Source organism: Jidongwangia harbinensis (assembly GCF_020216025.1).
In the GTDB taxonomy this organism is placed as follows: domain Bacteria; phylum Actinomycetota; class Actinomycetes; order Mycobacteriales; family Micromonosporaceae; genus Actinoplanes; species Actinoplanes harbinensis.
Genome location: NZ_JAIWNC010000032.1, coordinates 92,759 through 109,909, shown reverse-complemented (window position 1 = coordinate 109,909; position 17,151 = coordinate 92,759). Strand labels below are relative to the sequence as shown.

The window sequence follows — 17,151 nt, the reverse complement described above, 5'->3', positions numbered from 1 at the left end:
CCGGTCAGCTCAGCCGATCGTGAGGTCGAGCGTCTTCGTGCCCGACTTCGGCACCGTGACCTTGTCCGGCCAGGAACCGGACGCCGCCGGTCCCCCGTTCAGGCTCCAGCGCAGCAGCACCGCGCCGCCGCCGATGATCGGCATCCGGTAGGTGCCGCCCTGGCCGGTGAAGTCGGCGACGGCCAGCACGTCGCCGGTCGCCGCGTTGACCGCCGTGATCCGGCCGCCGGTGAACGACGGCCGGCCGGGCGCGACCGTCACCGTACCGGTCAGCGTGCTGCCCGCGGAGAGCGTCGCGTCGTAGGTGGTGACCGTCTTCGGCTGCACCGTGATCCGCTCGGCCTGGAAGCGGTTGCCGGTGCCGCCGGACATCTGCCGCGGAACCGTCCCGCCCTTCGGGGTGAAGACGATCGGCCACTGGTACGGGCCCAGCGCGTAGATCCGGTAGCTGCCGTCCGGGAAGGTGTCCTGATACGGCGGCGTGGTGCCCAGCGGCCACGCGATCAGGTCGACGTTGGCCTCCGGCATCGGTGCGCCGGCCGGGTCGCGTAGCGTGCCGCGGATCTCGCCGGACGGGTCCAGCAGCACCTGCGGCCGCTTGGTGGTCTTGCCCACCTTCACCTTGAACGTGGCGGCTTCCTTCTGGTCGCCGGTGCCGCCGTTCTCGCCGACCCACTGCGCGCCCAGGCTCAGCCCGGCGGTCGAGCGGACGAACATCTGGTACGTGCCGGCCGGCACCGCGTACGTCGTGAGCCGGCCGTTCCTGTGGGTGCAGCCCGAGTCGCCGCCGCGGGGCTTGCCGCCCTCACCCGGTGACACCAGCACGACGCACCATTGTTTCTGGCCGGTGCCGGTGGCCCGGTCGACGACCTCCACGCTGACCCGGCCGCCCTCGGTCAGCGGCACGGTCAGCGGGGTGGTCCCGCCCTCGGCCACGGTCACCGGAACCGGGCCGCTGGGCAGGTAGTCGCTGCTGCTGAGCGGGAGCACGCGGATCGTGGTGGGCCCGGCGGCCAGTCCGGGGATCGTGACCACCGCGCTGTCCGTGCAGTAGCCGCTCCAGGTGCCGACGGACACGCAGAAGCCGTCGGCCGGCCCGCCGTCCGCCGCGTCGGTCGCGGTGACCCGCAGCGTGTTGCCGAGCACCCAGGTGTCGTCGACGGTGGTCGTGGAACCGGGCGCCAGCGCGAACACCCGGGCCTGGTCGGCGGAGGCCGTCCCGTACGCGTACTGGGTGACGTCGGAGGCGTTGTTCTCGAACGAGATGCGGTAGTTCTCCGGGTCGATGTTGTCGACCTCCCAGGTGCCGTCGCGCCCGGTGACGTCGGCGTAGGAGCGACCGCCGGCCACCGCCTTGACCAGGACGAACGCGTTGGGCACCGGGGCGCCGTCCGCGGTGGTGAGCGTGCCCCGCACGACGGCGGACTCGACGTCGCGGGTGTTCGCCGTGGTCGTCTCGCCGGCCCGCACCGGGATGCGATCCGCCTGGTCGCGGTGCAGGGTGCCGGGCACGTACGTCTGGGTGTGGTCGGAGTTCTCCCAGGAGACCAGGTACTCGCCCGGCTCGAGCCCGCGGAAGTAGTAGCTGCCGTCGTCGCCGGAGAACTGGGAGGAGACGACCGTGTCGTCCCGCCACAGCTTCACCGAACGCTCGACCACCGGCCGCCCGCCGCTGTACTCCAGCGTGCCCTGGACCGCGCCGAGCGGCAGCAGCGTCTCGTCGGCCACGACCGCCTGCCCGGTCTCGACGGTGAACACGGTGGCGTTCTCGCGTTGCTTCACCTGCGGCACGTACTGGAAACCGGTCACGTCGCTCGACACGCCGACCCGCCACCGGCCGGCCGGCACGCTGATCGAGTACCGCCCGTCGGCGAGCGTGTCACCGCGGATCGGCGCGGTGCCGTCCTCCGGGTACGCGTACGTCGAGAACTCGGTGGCCGGACCACCGGCCGGGGCCGACACCGTGCCGCGGATCGTGCCCGCCGGCAGCTGGGTCTCGTCGGCCACGATGGTCTCGCCGGCCGCCACTTCGAGCAGCGCCGCCGAGGCGAAGTCAGGCGCCTGGTGTGCCCACTGGACCAGGTTGTTGCGGTCGAACTTCAGCTTGACCGGGCCGGCCGGCACCGCGTCCATCCGGTAGCGCCCGTCCGCGCCGGTCAGCACGACCGTGATCACCCGGTTGGCGGTGGTGAACGCCGACACCAGCGCACCGTTCACCGGCTCGCCCTCGGCGGAGCGGAAGGTGCCGGTGACGGTGCCGGTCGCGGCGGCCTGGACGGGATTCGCCCACCCGCCGATGGCTAAGAGTCCGGCCGTGGCGGCCGCGAGAATCCGGCGAATCATTCGTTATGCTCCCCGTGTATCGATCTCACCTTGTCCACAGGGGAGCGTAGACGTCCGGGGCGCCGCCCGGTCCGGCGATATCCTGGTGCGGTGACCTCCGATCTCGTGCTGCTGTCACGGGTGTCGTTCCGGGGCCGGGAGATCGCCGGGCCCCGGCTGCGCGGACTGATCGCCCTGCTCGCCGGTGACCTGCGCACCGGCTGCGGCGTCGGGCGGCTGGTCGAGGGGCTCTGGCCGGACGGTCAGCCGGACAATCCGCCCAAGGCCCTGCAGATTCTCGTCTCCCGGGCGCGGGCCCAGCTCGGCGCCGACGTCATCGCCCGGACCCCGGCCGGTTACCGGCTGGCCCTGACCGAGGACCAGGTCGACAGCTCGGCGGTGCTGGTCGCCGCCGCGGCGGCCGCCCGGTCCGCGGCGGCCGGCGATCATGTCGCCGCGCTGGCCCACGCCGACGCCGGGCTGGCCCTGTGGGGCGGCGCCGGGCCCGGCCCGGCCGACGACGCGGGCGATCCGGTGGCCGTGCTGCGGGCGGAGCGCCGGGCCGTGCACCGCACCCTGGTACGCGCCCGTGCTCTCGCCCTGGCCCGTCTCGACCGGCCGGCCGAGGCGGTGGACCGGCTCGCCGAGGTGGCCGCCGAGCGACCGCGCGACGAGGAGGTCCTGACCGCGTTGCTGCGGTGCGAGGCGGCCACGGTCGGGCCGGCCACGGCACTGGCCCGCTACGACGCCTACCGGCGGGCACTCCGCGACGAGCTGGGCGCCGATCCCGGCGCGGCACTGCAGGCCGAGTACCGGCGGCTGCTGCGCGACGGGGCGCCGACGGTCCGGCGGGGCGTCGGGCACGAACCGAACCCGCTGCTCGGCCGGGACGGCGACGTCGCCGCGGTGGAGGCGCTGCTGGGCACGTCCCGGGTGACGTCGATCGTCGGGCCGGGTGGCCTCGGCAAGACCCGGCTCGCCCAGGCCATCGCCCGCCGGGCCGAGGTCCCGGTGGTCACCGTGGTGCCGCTGGCCGGCATCGTGGCCGACGACGACGTGGCCCGCGAGGTGGCGACGGCGGTCGGCGCCGGCGAGCACCGGGCCAGGTTCGGCACCGGGCCCGCCACCGAGATCGAAGCGGTCGCGGCCGCGTTCGCCACCGGCGAGTCCCTGCTGGTGCTGGACAACTGCGAACACGTGGTGGCCGGCGTCGCCGGCCTGGTCCGCACGCTGGTGTCGATGACCGCCGGCCTGCGCATCCTCACCACCAGCCGGACCCCGCTGGGCCTGTCCTCGGAGTCGGTCTACCCGCTGCCGGAGCTGAGCATGCCGGCCAGCGTCGAGCTGTTCGGCCAGCGGGCGCGGGCGGCGCGGCCGGACGTCGACCTGCCCGGGCCGGCCGTCGCCGAGCTGTGCGGTCACCTGGACGGCCTGCCGCTCGCCATCGAACTGGCCGCGGCCCGGGTGCGGACCATGTCGGTGGCCGACGTGGCGCGGCGGCTCGACGACCGGTTCGGCCTGCTGCGCGGCGGGGCCCGGGACGCGCCGGAACGCCATCACACGCTGCACGCGGTGGTCGACTGGAGCTGGCACCTGCTGGACCCGGCCGGGCAGGCGGCGATGCGCGCGCTGTCGGTGTTCCCGGGTGGGTTCACCGCCGAGGCCGCGGGCCGGCTGCTCGGGACGGACCCGTTGACGGTGCTGGAGCATCTGGCCGACCACTCGCTGGTCAAGGTGTCCGACACGCCGTCCGGCACCCGGTTGCGGATGCTGGAGACGGTCCGGGAGTTCAGCGCCGCGCGCCTGGCGGAGGCCGGCGACGGCGCGGACGTGACGACGGCCTACCTGGGGTGGGCCCGGAGCTTCGGCACGGCCCACCACGCGGACCTGCTCGGCTCCGACCCGTACCGCCCGGCCGCCGCGATCCGGGCCGAGCAGGAGAACCTGTCCCAGGCGCTCCGGCTGGCGCTCGACCGGGACGACCGGCCGACCGTGGCCGCGGTGACCGCGCTGCTGGGCGGCCTGTGGACGCTCGACTCCAACCACCCGCAACTCGCCACACTGGTGGAGCGGACCGCCTGGCCGCTGTCGCACTACCGGCCCGGGCCGGACCTGGTGGAGCCGACCCGGACCGCGCTGACCATGTCCGCGGCGTACACGTTCGGCCAGGCCGGTCCGCGGCCGGTGCGGGCGGTCGTGGCGCTGCGCCGGCTCGGCCCGGCGCGGCCGGACACGGTGGTCCGGGCGATCGGCTGGGTGATCCGCGCGCTGGGCGACCCGGTGGAACTGCACCGGCTGTGCGACAGCGCCGAGCCGCTCGTGGCCGGCGCCGCGAACGCGCTGGCCAGCTACCACTGGGAGACCGCCGGCGACGTCGACGCCGCGCTGAAGACGGCCCGGCGGGCACTCGACCACTTCGCCGAGCGGGACCTGCCCTGGCCGCGTGCGCTCGCGCACTGCCGGCTCGCCGAGCTCTGCCTGCAGCTGGCGCACGGCGCGGAGGCCCGGGACCATCTGGTCGCCGCGTTGCCGATGCTCCAGCGGCTCGACGCCCGGGCCAACGCGCTCGGGGTGCGCGCCTGGCTGGTCCTGGCGAACCTGCAGATCGGCGACGCCACCGAGGCGCAGCGGTGGCTGGACGGACTCGCGCAGACCGCGCTCGCCGAGGAGGAGAACCGGTCCATCGGGTACGACCTGGGCATCCGGGCCGAGGTGCGGTTCGCCCGCGGCGAGGTGGCGGCCGGCCTGCGACTGTGGCGCCGCGCCGCCGACCGGGCCGGTGCCGCCGGCGTCTCCCCCGGCGTCCCGCGGGAACTCGACCCGTGGGTGGTGGAGGCCCGGTCGGTGGCCGTCGTGGCGCACGCCCGGTACGACCGGCTCGACCTCGTCGCCGACATCGCCGACCGGCTGCCCGGGCGCCTGCGGCGGCTGCTGACCCATCCGCCGGCCCACCCGCCGCCGTACCTGATGGAGCAGCCGGTCTGCGGCACCCTGCTGCTGGCCGTCGCGATGGCGGATCTCGCGCGGGCCCGGCTGACCGGAGACCCGGTCCCGGCCCGGGCGGCGGCCCGGATGATCGCGCTGGCCGAGCAGTTCCGGTTCCTCGGCAACTTCCAGCCGACGATGTCCGCCACGGCGGCCCGCGCGGACGCGGAGCGGGCCGACCGGGCGGCGTACCAGGAGGCGGTTTCGAGCTATGCCGGCCTGGACCGGGCCGGGCTCCGCGCCACCGCGCTGGACCTGCTGGATCAGCGGGTCCGGTCCCGGTTGTAGAGCCGCTTCGCCCACCCGTACCCGGCGAGCGCGATCACCGCGCACCAGCCCAGCGCGACCCCGCCGTCGGCGCCGATCGGGCTGCCGAGCAGCAGGCCGCGCAGCGTCTCCATGATCGGGGTGAACGGCTGGTACTCGGCGAACCAGCGCAGCCCGACCGGCATCGAGTCGGTGGGCACGAACCCGCTGCCGAACAACGGCAGCAGGGTCAGCAGCGTCGGCAGGTTGCTCGCCGTCTCGACGGTCTTCGCCGCCAGGCCCATCGCGACGGCCAGCCACACCAGCGCGAACGTCGTCGCGGTGAGCAGCCCGGCGACGGCCAGCCACCGGAGCGCGGTGGCGTCCGGCCGGAAGCCGACGAGCAGTGCCACGCCGAGCACCACGACCAGCTGGCACAGGGTCTGCAGCACGCTGGCCAGGACGTGCCCGGTGAGGACGGACACCCGGGCGATCGCCATGGTCCGGAACCGCGCCATGATGCCGCCGGTCATGTCCAGCGCCACCGAGATCGAGGTGCCCTGCACCGCACCGGCGATGGTGATCAGCAGGATGCCGGGCACGACGTAGTTGACGTACGCGGCCCGCCCGCCGGACCCGCCGCCGAGGCCGTCGCCGAGCGTGCCGCCGAGCACGTAGACGAACAGCAGCAGGAAGACGATCGGGACGGCGAGCAGCAGCAGCGTCGTGGACAGGTCGCGGGTCGTGTGCCGCAGCTGGCGGCGCAGCATGGTGGCCGAGTCGCGGGCGGCCAGGGCGAGCGTGGTCATCGTGCGGTCACCGCCTCCGGCGTCGTCCCGGGCGTGGGCTGGCCGGTCACCGCGAAGAACACGTCGTCGAGGTCGGGGGTGTGCACGGTCAGCCCGTCCACCTCGACCGAGGCGGCGTCGAGGCGGTCGAGGAGTGCCCTGAGCGAGCGGACACCGCCGTCGCCGGGCACCCGCAGCGCCAGCGACTCGCCGCCCGGGTCCGGCGCGACGTCCAGGACCGCGGCCGCGGCGGCCAGCGCACGGCCGTCGGCGAAGCGCAGCTGCACGTGCCCGCCCGGCACCCGCCGCTTGAGTTCGGCCGGGGTGCCCTCGGCGACGACGCGGCCGCGGTCGAGCAGCGCGATCCGGTCGGCGAGCTGATCCGCCTCCTCGAGGTACTGCGTGGTCAGGAAGATCGTCACGCCGCGCCCGACCAGATCCCGGACGATCTGCCACATGTCGCGCCGGCTGCGCGGGTCCAGCCCGGTGGTCGGCTCGTCCAGGAAGATCACCCGGGGGTCGCCGATCAGCCCCATGGCCAGGTCGAGCCGGCGCCGCATGCCGCCCGAGTACGCCACGGCGGGTCGCCGCGCCGCCTCCGCGAGGCCGAACCGGTCGAGCAGGTCCGCCGTGCGGCGCCGCCCCTCGGCCCGGTCCAGGTGGTGCAGGTCGGCCATCAACTGCAGGTTCTCCTGGCCGGTGAGGAAGTCGTCCACCGCCGAGAACTGGCCGGTGACGCCGATCGCCGCGCGTACCCGGTCGGCGTCGGAGACCACGTCGTGGCCGCAGACGCGTACCGTGCCCGCGTCCGCGCGGATCAGGGTGGACAGGATCTGGACCATCGTGGTCTTGCCGGCCCCGTTGGGGCCGAGCAACGAGAAGACCGTGCCTTCGGGTACGTGCAGGTCGATGCCGTCGAGCACCACCTGCCGGCCGTACGACCTGCGCAGGCCGGTCACCGCGATGGCCGTTCGGTTCGGAGGATTCGTCATGCGCCGACCGTGCCGCGGCGCCGGATCACCGCGGTTTCACCGTGGTTTCAGCCGGACCGGCGCGCCTGTTTCATCTCCCGGGCCAGCGCCCAGGCGTCCGTCACCACCGGGCCGAGGTGGCCGAGCTTGTCCGGGTTGACCACCGCCCGGACCGTCTGGATCCGCCCGCCCAGCACGTCGAGCAGCAACGTGCCGGCCACCCGGCCGTCCCGGTCGCGCAGGATCGCGCCCGGCTGGCCGTTCATCTCGCGCGGCTGGACCCGGGCGTCGACCCGGGCGAGCAGCGGGGACATCGCGGCGAGTACGCGGGCCACCTGGTCGGCACCGTGCACGCCGCGGGCCAGCGCCGGCGCCTTGCCGCCCCCGTCACCGACCAGCTGGACGTCCGCGGCGAGCAGCCGGCGCAGTCCGTCGACGTCGCCGTCCCGCAGCGCATCGAAGAACCGGGTCGCCAGCCGTTCGCGCGCCCGGCGGTCCGCCTCGAACCGGGGGCGTCCGCCGTCCATGTGCCGTCGCGCCCGGACCGCGAGCTGGCGGCAGGCCGCCTCGGAACGCCCGACCGCGACGGCGACCTCCGGGAACCCCAGCCCGAACACCTCACGCAGCACGAACACCGCCCGTTCCAGCGGGGTCAGCCGTTCCAGCAGCAGCAGCGCCGCCATCGACACCGAGTCGGCCAGCTCCGCCGACCGCGCCGGATCCGCGTACGGGTCGGTGAGCAGCGGCTCGGGCAGCCACTGCCCGACGTACGCCTCCCGCCGGACCCGCGCCGAGCGCAGCACGTCGATCGCGATCCGGGTGACCACGGCCGACAGGAACGCCTTGGTCGAGGCGGGCCGGGTCGGGGTGGACGCGTAGCGCAGCCACGACTCCTGCACCGCGTCCTCCGCCTCGGCGACGCTGCCGAGGATCCGGTACGCGATCGCGAACAGAAGTGGCCGCAGGTCCTCGAACTCCTCGGCGCGGGTCATCCCAGCTCGTCCCGGAAGCCCTGCCGCCAGGACGGGTGACGCGGTTCCCAGCCGAGTTCCCGTTTCGCCTTGGCGTTGGAGAAGCCACGCCCCCGGGTCATCGCGTCCACCGCCATCTCCCCGGCGACCAGCCGGGCCAGCCAGGCCGGGACCCGCCGTGGCGGCTTGGCCCCGGCGCACGCGGCCAGGTGGGGCAGCCACTCGCGGACCGGCGCCGGCTCGTCGTCGACGATGTTGAAGACGCCGCCCGCCTTCTGTTCCACGGCCAGCACGGTCGCGTTCGCCGCGTCGTCGACGTGCACCCAGGAAACGTACCCGGTGCCGCCCCCGATGATCGGGATCAGCCGCTTGCGTACCAGCTCGATCTGATCGTCGTGTGCACCCGGCCCGTAGAAGCCGCCGTAGCGCAGCACCGCACCGCCGGCCCGGACCACCACGTCCTCCAGGTGGTTGATCGCCTTCGTACCCTCCAGCACCGCCAACGGGTCGTCCTCGGTCTTGACCCAGCCGCCGGTGCGGGCGCCGTTCATGCTGGCGTGGCTCTGTGCCACGACGTGCGGCACGCCGGCCGCCTCGGCCGCGGCCAGCAGGTTGTCGATCCCCTCGCTGCGCAGCCGGTTGGTGGCCGTGAAGAACCGTTCCGGACGGCGCGGATTCGGCCGCCCGGCGTGCGCGACGGACAGGGCCGTCATCTGGTGCACGATCACGTCCGGCCGGGCCATCGCCACCGCCTCGCCGACCGACGCGGCGTCCAGCCCGTCCATCACCACGCCCTCCGCCCCGAGCTCGGCCAGCAGCCCCACCTTGCCCGCGCTGGTCGTCGTCGCGATCACCCGGTGACCCCGCGCCACCAGCAACGGCACCAGCCGGCGCCCGAGGACTCCGGTCCCGCCTGCCACGAACACCCGCATCACGTCACGCTCCCTGTCCGGTCCGGTCTCTCACCCCCGAGACGAGGCAGCCCGGCGGGCTGTGACACGGGCGCGGCGCACGGCGGCGCCGGCCGGCGGGATCACCGGTCCACCGCTGCGGGCGCGGCGATATCCGGGTGCGCACGGCACCGCCCCGGGCCATGATCGTGCGATGCCGGACCTGACGAACCGCGTGGTGATCGTGACCGGGGCCAGCCGCCGGGTGGCGATCGGCGCGGCCATCGCCCGGCGCGCCGTCGCGGACGGGGCCGCGGTCCTGCTGCACTCCTGGGCGCCGCACGACGCGGAGCAGCCGTGGGGCGCCGACGCCGACGGGCCGGAGGCGCTGGCGGACGAGTTGCGGCGGCAGGGTGGCCGGGTCGAGCACGTCTCCGCGGACCTGGCCGCACCGGACGCGCCGGCCGCGCTGGTGGACGCCGCCCGCACCGCCTTCGGCCACGTGGACGCGGTGGTGGCGAACCACGCCCGCAGCAGCGCGCAGAGCCTGGAGGACCTCACCGCGGCGGAGCTGGACGCCAGCTTCGCGGTCAACACCCGGGCGACGTTGATGCTGGTCAAGGCGTTCGCCGCCGGGCACGACGGCCGCCGCGGTGGGCGGGTGCTGCTGTTCACGTCGGGCCAGTATCACGGGGCGATGCCGGCGGAACTGCCGTACATCGCCTCCAAGGCGGCGCTGCACGAGGTCACCCGGAGTCTCGCGGTCCACCTGATCGCCCGCGGCATCACGGTCAACTGCGTCAACCCCGGACCCAACGACACCGGGTACGCCGACCCGGCGACCCGGGACGCCGTCGCGGCGCTGAACCCGGGCGGGCGCTGGAGCACACCGGCCGACACCGCCCGGCTGGTGGCGTGGTTGCTCAGCGACGAGGCCGACTGGGTCACCGGCCAGACCATCGCCTCGGACGGCGGCTGGTCGGCCCGCTGACCCGGGCGGGACCGCGGGTTCCGCCCGGCCGGGTTCCGTCCGGCGGGGGACGACCGGTCGGACGCGGCCGGCGGCGGACCGGCACGAGATCGGCGGACGCCATCAGGGTGAGCAGTTCGGCGGCGGGCGCACTCACCGCGGTGAGCCGCAGGTCCACCCGGGCGTTGGTGGCGATGCGGTGGGCCACGATCAGCGTGCCGGCGCCGGCGGCGTCGATGACGGTCACACCGCTGAGATCGAGGCAGATGCCGGTGACGTCACCGCGGTTGAGCAGGGCGGTGAGGAGACTCCGCAGGCCCGGTGCGTGGTCCATGACCAGCTCGCCGCGTACGGACACGTCCACGATCCCCGAGCCACCGGTGATCTGCAGGTCCAGCATCTGGGCCGCCTTTCTGTCGTGGAACGCCAGGCGTACCCGATCTGTCTGCCGTTATCCGACCCCGAACGGGTAATCCGAGATCGGCGGGCGCCGCGATATTGCCTGCGGGACCGGGCGGCCTGCGCCTAGGCTGCGGTCCACAGCGGCCGGACGGCGTGGATCGGAGATGACCGGAATGATCAGTCAGCTGTTCGCGGTCAGCTTCGAGGCGAGCCGGCCCCCACGTCTCGCGGAGTTCTGGTCCGGTCTGCTCGGCGGAAAGACGGCCGACGACCCGGGCGACGGCGTCTCGGTCCAGCCCGGCGAGGATCCCGGATTCCGGATCCGTTTCGTTCCGGAGCGGGCACCGAAGACCGGGCAGAACCTGATGCACTTCGACCTGACCAGCACCTCCCTGGCGGACCAGCAGCAGACCGTGGCCCGGGCGCTGGAACTCGGCGCCCGGCACATCGACATCGGCCAGCTCCCGGAGGAGGGCCACGTGGTGCTCGCCGACCCCGAGGGCAACGAGTTCTGCGTGATCGAACCGGGCAACAAATTCCTCGCCGACTGCGGGTTCATCGGGGCGCTGGCCTGCGACGGCTCGCAGCAGGTCGGATACTTCTGGAGCGCGGCCCTGGGCTGGCCGTTGGTCTGGGATCAGGATCAGGAGACCGCGATCCGTTCGCCGCACGGCGGCCCGAAGCTCACCTGGGGTGGACCGCCGCTGTCGCCGCGGACCGGCCCGGACCGGGTGCGCTTCGACCTCGCCGTTCCGCTCCCCGACGACCGGCCGGCGGAGATCGACCGGTTGCTCGCCCTCGGTGCGACCCGGCTCGGCACCGGCGACACCACCGGCCGGATGCTGCTGGCCGATCCCGACGGCAACGAGTTCAGTCTGGTGACACCGCGGTAGGCGGTGAACCGGCCGGCCGCGCCGGCCGTCAGGCGGGCATGTCTGCCGAACGGAACGACTGGGTGCTCACGGTCGACGAGATCCTGGGCGAGCGGCGTGCCATCCGCGCCCTGCCCGGCATGCTCAGAAAGAACTCGGACCTGCCGAGACTGCGGCCGGACATCGGCGCGGCGTTCGCCACCGGTTCGCCCGGCGAGCCGGTGGACTGGAGCCGGGACGGCGCGACCTACCTGCATCGGGTCGACGACACGGTGTCGGTGACCTTCACCCCGCCGTCCGGAAAGTTCGTCCACCGGTCGGAGTACAACTGGCCCACGACGGCCCGGCGGAACGTTGACAACAGTCCCCACCTCCGGCAGGACCCCGCCCTGCGCCGACGCTTCCACGAGATCCTCGACGAGACGAACCGGCCGGACCAGCAGCAGTCGATGAAACCGCAGTACGCCGCGGTCATGTACAAGATGATGTGGCTGATGCGGCAGCACAATCTGGCCGAGTCCTACCTCTACTTCCACACCAAGTTCCAGTTCGACCGCTTCCCGGCCGAGGTGCACGGGCTACCGGCACCGGGCCCGACCCCGTCGGTGGCCTCCGCGGCGCGGACCCGCACCGCGGTGGTGACGCGGCCGCAACCGTTCGACGGCCGGCGGCGAGGCCCGTCCGCCCTGACCGACGAATACCGTACGGCGCTGGGCCTGTCGACGTTCCCGGGCGCCACCAAACCGCGCACCGAGCGGAGTCCCGGCCGGGCGAGATAGCTCGCCCGGCCGCCCGTTCCCCGGCGTCGTTCCGGGCCGCCCGACGCGCTGTCCACAGTGGCCGCCGACCCGGACCGTCACGCCGTGGTATCGGGTAGCTTCGTTGGGGGCACCGCACACCGGCTACATTGGTGATCTTCACATGACGCCTGCACGCCCGGCGTCATCGCCTGTCGGGGGAAGGCGGCACCACCACCGCAGTCCACTGCGTCATCCCGCGGAGGAACCACATGGATTCGTACACCATCACGATCGCCCCGAACGACCAGAGCGGTGCCGCCACCCGCCTCGTGGTCGAAACCGCCGGGGAGCACGTCCGGATCACCGATGTGCACCTGCACGCCCCGCATGGACTGTCCAGCGGTCACATCCCGACCGTCGACTTCGACCTGCTGCTGCAGGCGGTGACCGGCACCGTGACCGGCACCGCGACCGCGCCGGGCGGCGAGCCGGTCGCCGCCGCGACGCCGCTGCCGGCAACGGAGTCCAGCACGCCCGCCATCGAGGCGCCCGCGCCGCCCGAGGAGGACGTGGCCCCGCCCGCGCCGCGGCGTCCTGCCCGCAAGGCCGCACCGCGGGCCGCCGCCCGCACCGCCGCCCCGGCTGAAGAACAGGCCGCCACACCCGCCGCCCCGGCCAGGAAGCAGACCGCCAGGCGCGCCCCTGCCTCGGCCAAGGAGACCGCCGCACGCACGGCCGCCGCTGCCAAGAAGCAGGCCGCCGGCCCTGCGAAGAGGCAGACCGCGGAGAGAGAGCGGGCCGCTGCACCTACCGCGGCCCCGGCGAGAAGGTCGGCTCCGGCGAGCAAGAAGACCACCGGCCGCACCGCCGCCACGGCGAGAAGGCAGAGCCCGGCAAAGCAGACCGCCGCAAAGCAAACCCCGGCGAAGCGCGCCGCAGCAACGCGGACCGCAGCAAAACCAACCCCGGCGAAGCAGGCGGCAGCGAAGCAAACCCCGGCGAAGCGCGCCACGGCAAAGCAGACCGCAGCGCCGAGCCGGACACCCCGCAAGCAGACCCGCGCATCCACCAGAACCGCACCGACCACCAGGACCGCACCGACCACCGGCAGCGGGCGCACCTACCGGCGCACGCCCGACGATCTGGCCGCGGTCTTCCAACAGGTGGGGACCGTGGCGGGCGTCGCCGAGCACTACCAGGTGCCCCGTTACACCGCACAGGGATGGGTCGGCCGCCTGCGCGCCACCGCGTAACGCAGACCGGGAACGGGCGGGTCCGCCCCCGGCGGTGCGCAGCCGAACGGCGTCGGTGGACAGTCATCATGTCGCCCGGGGCAGGTGGGTGTCCCCGCGCCCGCCCACCTACCCCCGGTCACGCCCGCGGCGTCGGCGGGTCCCGCCGGTGCCGGCTCGTCACCCCGTGCCGGACACGGACGCTGACTCCTCCCGTGCGGGCGGCACCCGGGCCCGGCGGCGCACCAGAGGCCACACATCGCGGTTGGCCGCGAGGTCCGCGGCCGGCAGGGCCGGCACGTCCGCCGGCACGGCGGCCGGTACGTCGGTCGGCACGGCGGCCGGTACGTCGGTCGGCACGGCGGCCGGTACGTCGGTCGGCACGGCGGCCGGTACGTCGGTCGGCACGGCGGCCGGTACGTCGGTCGGCACGGCGGCGGTCAGGAGGTACGAGCCGGTCCAGACGGACGCTGCCGGGACCAGCACAACGGTGAACCGGAGCCACTGCCGCAACCAGCGCGGCGCGGGTGTCAGGGTGAGCGGTGTCAGGGTGAGCGGTGCCATCGCGAGGCCGCCGATGATGCAGCAGCTTGTGCGCGTTCACCTCGGCGTCGGGCGTCAGCGGCGGTACCAGGTACGCGACGAGGTGTACCGGACGTTGCCGGCCCGGTCGTACGCGCGCACCCGTACCTTCATCGTCTTCTTCTGCCGTGCGGTGTCGAGCGTGAAGGCGTATCCGGATCTGGTGTCCCGGCCCGCCACCTTGCCGTTGACGAGGAGTTCGACGCGGCTCACGCCGTACTGGTCGGCGGCCTTCGCGGTGATCCTGACCTTGCCCTTGACCTTGGCCTTGTGCTTCGGCGCCGTCCCGATCGACACCGTCGGTTCGCGATGGTCCGCGATGACGGTGCGGATGTTCTCCCGGCGCTGACCGAACCAGTCGGTGGCGCGCACGGTCAGCTTCACCGGACCCTGCAGGCCGGTCGCGTACCAGACCAGTCGGGACGTGACGGTCGCCCGGTCCGGTGTCGGAATCCAGTCCACCCGCCGGCCGTTGACGAGCACGTCGACGGTGACCTCGTTCCAGTCGAAGGTCTGTACGTCGATCAGCTGCTGCCCGCGAACCGGCGCGCCGGGCGCCGCCACCCTGCGCAGGGTCATGGTCGGCGGGGAGTTGTCGACGCCCACGGCCCGGCCCATCGGGGTGAAGTTGCCGGCCTGGTCGTAGGCGGTCGCCGACACGGACAGGCTGCTCATGCCGGCCGTGTCGATCTTCGTCACCCACGGCGCCGGGCCGCTCGGATCCAGATACCGGTTCAGGTACGGCAGGATGATCCGGTCGACGGTGGAGTCGCCGGTGAAGGTGATCGGGACGACGCCGTGCACGAAGCCGTTGTGCGAGGGGATCGTCATCGCCGCGACCGGCGCGACATTGTCGACGGTCACGGCGATCTGACGGTCACCGACGTTGTTCGCGGCGTCGTAGGCCCGCAGCGTCACCGTCACCGGGCCGTTGGTCCCCGCGGTGTCCCAGAGCAGGCCCTTCGATTGCTGCGCCAGCGGCTGGTTGCCCATGTCGTAGTCGCGTGGGCTGTCATCGCTCGCCACCAACACGCCGTCGACCAGGAGTTCGAAGCGCACGACGGCGACGTTGTCCGTGGCGACCGGCCGGAGGTACATCCGGCCACGCGTGGGCACGCTGGTGCTGATCCCGCCGCTGCCGAGGAAGACCGGTACCTGCAGATCCGGCTCCGTACCGGGGTCGGCGCCCGCGGCCGACGGCGACACGAGTACCGCTCCCAGTAGTGCGGTCAGCGCGACCCACGGCCGTGCACGCATGCGGTTCTCCCCATATCGATCTTGGTGGAAGCGCACACCCTAACAGCCCCGGCGCCGCTGACCGCGCACAGACAGATACCTGACAACCCGCATCTGACGGTCCCCTCCGGCGTCCTGTCGTAGTCCATCCGACCGACGACGGGAGAAGACCCGTGCTCACCACCGACACCTTCGACCGGCCCGCGGACCTCGGCCGGCCCGACGACCCGGCCGTGCTCTACGCCAAGTCGTATCTGCTCGTCCGGTCCATCCTCGGCATCATCGGCGTCGCGTTGCCGATCGCGTTCATCGTCGGCGAGGCCTGGTTCATCGACGGCGGCGTGCAGGTCCGCGGATCGCTCAGCTCCTACTACCACTCGACGATGCGGGACCTGTTCGTGGCGGCCCTGTCCGTGACCGGGTTCCTGCTGCTGACCTACATGGCCGGGCAGCGGAACACGTACGACTACTGGCTGAGCACGGTGGCCGGAATCGCCGTCCTGGGGGTGGCCTTCTTCCCCACCACCCGGCCGGGGATCGGTGACGCACCGGCGTGTGGCACGTCGCCGGAGCCGGCCGGATGCGCGGCGATCCAGCAGCATCTGGGCGAGGCGCTCACCGCGCGGATCCACTTCGTCAGCGCCGCGGTCTTCATCCTGAGCCTGGCCGCCATCGCGTTCGTGTTCGCGCGCCGGGAGAAGCGGCACCACACCGATCCCCGGCTGGCGACCGTCCAGATGGTCTGCGGCTGGGTGATCGTCGCGGCGGTGGGCTGGAGCGTCCTGGGCCTCTGGGTGGATCTGCAGATCGGACCGCTGACGCCGCTCTACGTCACCGAGGTCGTGGCGGTGTGGGCGTTCGGCCTGTCCTGGCTGCTGACCTCCCGCGCGCTGCTGGCCCGGCTGACCCCGCGGGCGCGGGCGCCGCTGCCGGCCACGCCGCGCGCGGCGGTCACCCCCGGCGGCTGACCGCAGGCGGCACGTTGTCGTACCCGCCCGCCGCGGTCAGTGCCGGCCGGCGGACGGCAGGTCGGCGGAGATCCGCGCGGCCGTGGCGAGCAGCGGCGGCACCAGGTCGCGGCGGATCGACTCGAGGCTGGTGCGGCTCGCGTGGGCGGACACGTTGACCGCGGCCATGGTACGGCCGGCGCGGTCACGGATCGGCGCGGCCACCGCTCGCAGGCCCTCCTCCAGTTCCTGGTCGACGAGCGACCAGCCCTGTGCGCGTACCCGCTGGATCTCCGCGCGCAGCGCCCTGGGTGAGGTCACCGTCCGCGGGGTGAGGCGTTCGACGGACAGCCCCCGCAGGTGGTCCTCGAGGTCGGCGTCGGGCAGGCCGGCCAGCAGCACCCGGCCCATCGACGTGACGTACGCCGGGAAACGGGTGCCCACGCTGATCGCCACGGTCATGATCCGGGACACCGGGACGCGGGCCACGTAGACGATGTCGCAACCGTCCAGCACGGACACCGAGGAGGACTCGCCCACCTCGGCGACCAGCGCTTCCAGGTGCGGCCCGGCGACCTCGGGCAGGGAGAGGCTGGACAGGTACGCGTACCCCAGCTCGAGCACCCGCGGGCTCAGCGAGAAGAACCGGCCGTCGTTGCGCACGTATCCGAGGTCGGCGAGGGTGAGCAGGAAGCGGCGGGCCGCGGCCCGGGTCACGCCGGTCGCCACCGCGACCTCGCTGAGGGTCAGCTCCGGCCGGCTCCGGTCGAACGCGCGGATCACCGCCAGCCCGCGCTCCAGGGACTGCACAAAGTCCGGCGAACGCTCCACGTCCGGGCCCCCTCATGGCTGCGCGGTCGCCCGCACTTGTGTTCGCTGTGCGAACGGACGCTCCCCCGACACCCTAGGAACGCGACGTGGCGACGGTCAATACATCGACACCCATTGACGGCGTACGGAAGCGGATCTAGGTTCGATGAGCAGTCCGTGTGTGCGC

General features: G+C 73.6%; 15 protein-coding genes. 6 read left to right on the top strand and 9 right to left on the bottom strand.

Translation table 11 applies throughout. The features are described 5' to 3' along the window. Positions 1 to 9 precede the first annotated feature (9 nt). Entirely contained in the window at positions 10 to 2,343 is a 2,334-nt protein-coding gene (locus LDL48_RS31950; protein WP_225258848.1) for a carboxypeptidase regulatory-like domain-containing protein, read from the bottom strand. A gap of 90 nt (positions 2,344 to 2,433) precedes the next feature. Here LDL48_RS31950 and LDL48_RS44280 point away from each other — a divergent pair, with 90 nt between their 5' ends. After that, on the top strand, positions 2,434 to 5,595 hold the full coding sequence (locus LDL48_RS44280; protein ID WP_308016515.1) for an ATP-binding protein: 3,162 nt from the start codon (positions 2,434 to 2,436) through the stop codon (positions 5,593 to 5,595). Here the strand turns inward: LDL48_RS44280 and LDL48_RS31935 are convergent. From LDL48_RS31935 to LDL48_RS31920, 4 genes are read right to left on the bottom strand one after another with little or no spacing between them, the layout of a single operon-like run. Then, on the bottom strand, positions 5,571 to 6,362 hold the full coding sequence (locus tag LDL48_RS31935; protein ID WP_225258847.1) for an ABC transporter permease: 792 nt from the start codon (positions 6,360 to 6,362) through the stop codon (positions 5,571 to 5,573). The two genes, LDL48_RS44280 and LDL48_RS31935, sit on opposite strands and share 25 nt — an antisense overlap. Then, positions 6,359 to 7,333 (bottom strand): ATP-binding cassette domain-containing protein, encoded by a 975-nt coding sequence (locus LDL48_RS31930; RefSeq protein WP_225258846.1) that lies wholly within the window; start codon positions 7,331 to 7,333, stop codon positions 6,359 to 6,361. The genes LDL48_RS31935 and LDL48_RS31930 overlap by 4 nt, the downstream gene beginning before the upstream one ends. Before the next feature lie 47 nt (positions 7,334 to 7,380). Beyond that, the gene (locus LDL48_RS31925) at positions 7,381 to 8,304 is read right to left on the bottom strand and encodes an RNA polymerase sigma-70 factor (protein ID WP_225258845.1); all 924 of its coding nucleotides are present in this window, start codon (positions 8,302 to 8,304) and stop codon (positions 7,381 to 7,383) included. Next, positions 8,301 to 9,215, bottom strand: coding sequence for an NAD-dependent epimerase/dehydratase family protein (locus LDL48_RS31920; RefSeq protein ID WP_225258871.1), 915 nt, complete (start codon positions 9,213 to 9,215; stop codon positions 8,301 to 8,303). The genes LDL48_RS31925 and LDL48_RS31920 overlap by 4 nt, the downstream gene beginning before the upstream one ends. Before the next feature lie 172 nt (positions 9,216 to 9,387). Between LDL48_RS31920 and LDL48_RS31915 the strand changes: the two genes are divergently transcribed. Continuing rightward, a complete protein-coding gene (locus tag LDL48_RS31915; protein ID WP_225258844.1) occupies positions 9,388 to 10,164 on the top strand; it encodes an SDR family oxidoreductase in 777 nt (258 codons plus the stop codon). Here the strand turns inward: LDL48_RS31915 and LDL48_RS31910 are convergent. Continuing rightward, on the bottom strand, positions 10,118 to 10,543 hold the full coding sequence (locus LDL48_RS31910; protein ID WP_225258843.1) for an STAS domain-containing protein: 426 nt from the start codon (positions 10,541 to 10,543) through the stop codon (positions 10,118 to 10,120). The two genes, LDL48_RS31915 and LDL48_RS31910, sit on opposite strands and share 47 nt — an antisense overlap. 175 nt (positions 10,544 to 10,718) lie before the next feature. Between LDL48_RS31910 and LDL48_RS31905 the strand changes: the two genes are divergently transcribed. The 3 genes from LDL48_RS31905 to LDL48_RS31895 all read left to right on the top strand — a co-directional run bounded on the left by LDL48_RS31905 (position 10,719) and on the right by LDL48_RS31895 (position 13,410). Beyond that, positions 10,719 to 11,438, top strand: a complete 720-nt coding sequence (locus LDL48_RS31905) for a VOC family protein (RefSeq protein WP_225258842.1) — start codon at positions 10,719 to 10,721, stop codon at positions 11,436 to 11,438. Positions 11,439 to 11,476: 38 nt separating this feature from the next. Next, the gene (locus LDL48_RS31900) at positions 11,477 to 12,196 is read left to right on the top strand and encodes a hypothetical protein (RefSeq protein ID WP_225258841.1); all 720 of its coding nucleotides are present in this window, start codon (positions 11,477 to 11,479) and stop codon (positions 12,194 to 12,196) included. Positions 12,197 to 12,426: 230 nt separating this feature from the next. After that, positions 12,427 to 13,410, top strand: a complete 984-nt coding sequence (locus LDL48_RS31895; RefSeq protein WP_225258840.1) for a hypothetical protein — start codon at positions 12,427 to 12,429, stop codon at positions 13,408 to 13,410. Positions 13,411 to 13,569: 159 nt separating this feature from the next. On the opposite strand, the gene LDL48_RS31890 is transcribed toward LDL48_RS31895, so the two are convergent. After that, positions 13,570 to 13,953: a hypothetical protein gene (locus LDL48_RS31890; protein WP_225258839.1), complete on the bottom strand. Its 384-nt coding sequence runs from the start codon at positions 13,951 to 13,953 to the stop codon at positions 13,570 to 13,572. 54 nt (positions 13,954 to 14,007) lie between these two features. Further along, a complete protein-coding gene (locus tag LDL48_RS31885; RefSeq protein ID WP_225258838.1) occupies positions 14,008 to 15,228 on the bottom strand; it encodes an Ig-like domain-containing protein in 1,221 nt (406 codons plus the stop codon). Positions 15,229 to 15,380: 152 nt separating this feature from the next. On the opposite strand from LDL48_RS31885, the gene LDL48_RS31880 reads away from it, so the two are divergent. Beyond that, on the top strand, positions 15,381 to 16,175 hold the full coding sequence (locus LDL48_RS31880; RefSeq protein ID WP_225258837.1) for a DUF998 domain-containing protein: 795 nt from the start codon (positions 15,381 to 15,383) through the stop codon (positions 16,173 to 16,175). A 36-nt stretch (positions 16,176 to 16,211) separates the two neighbouring features. Here the strand turns inward: LDL48_RS31880 and LDL48_RS31875 are convergent, their stop codons facing one another. Next, positions 16,212 to 16,985 (bottom strand): IclR family transcriptional regulator domain-containing protein, encoded by a 774-nt coding sequence (locus LDL48_RS31875; protein WP_225258836.1) that lies wholly within the window; start codon positions 16,983 to 16,985, stop codon positions 16,212 to 16,214. Positions 16,986 to 17,151: the final 166 nt, after the last annotated feature.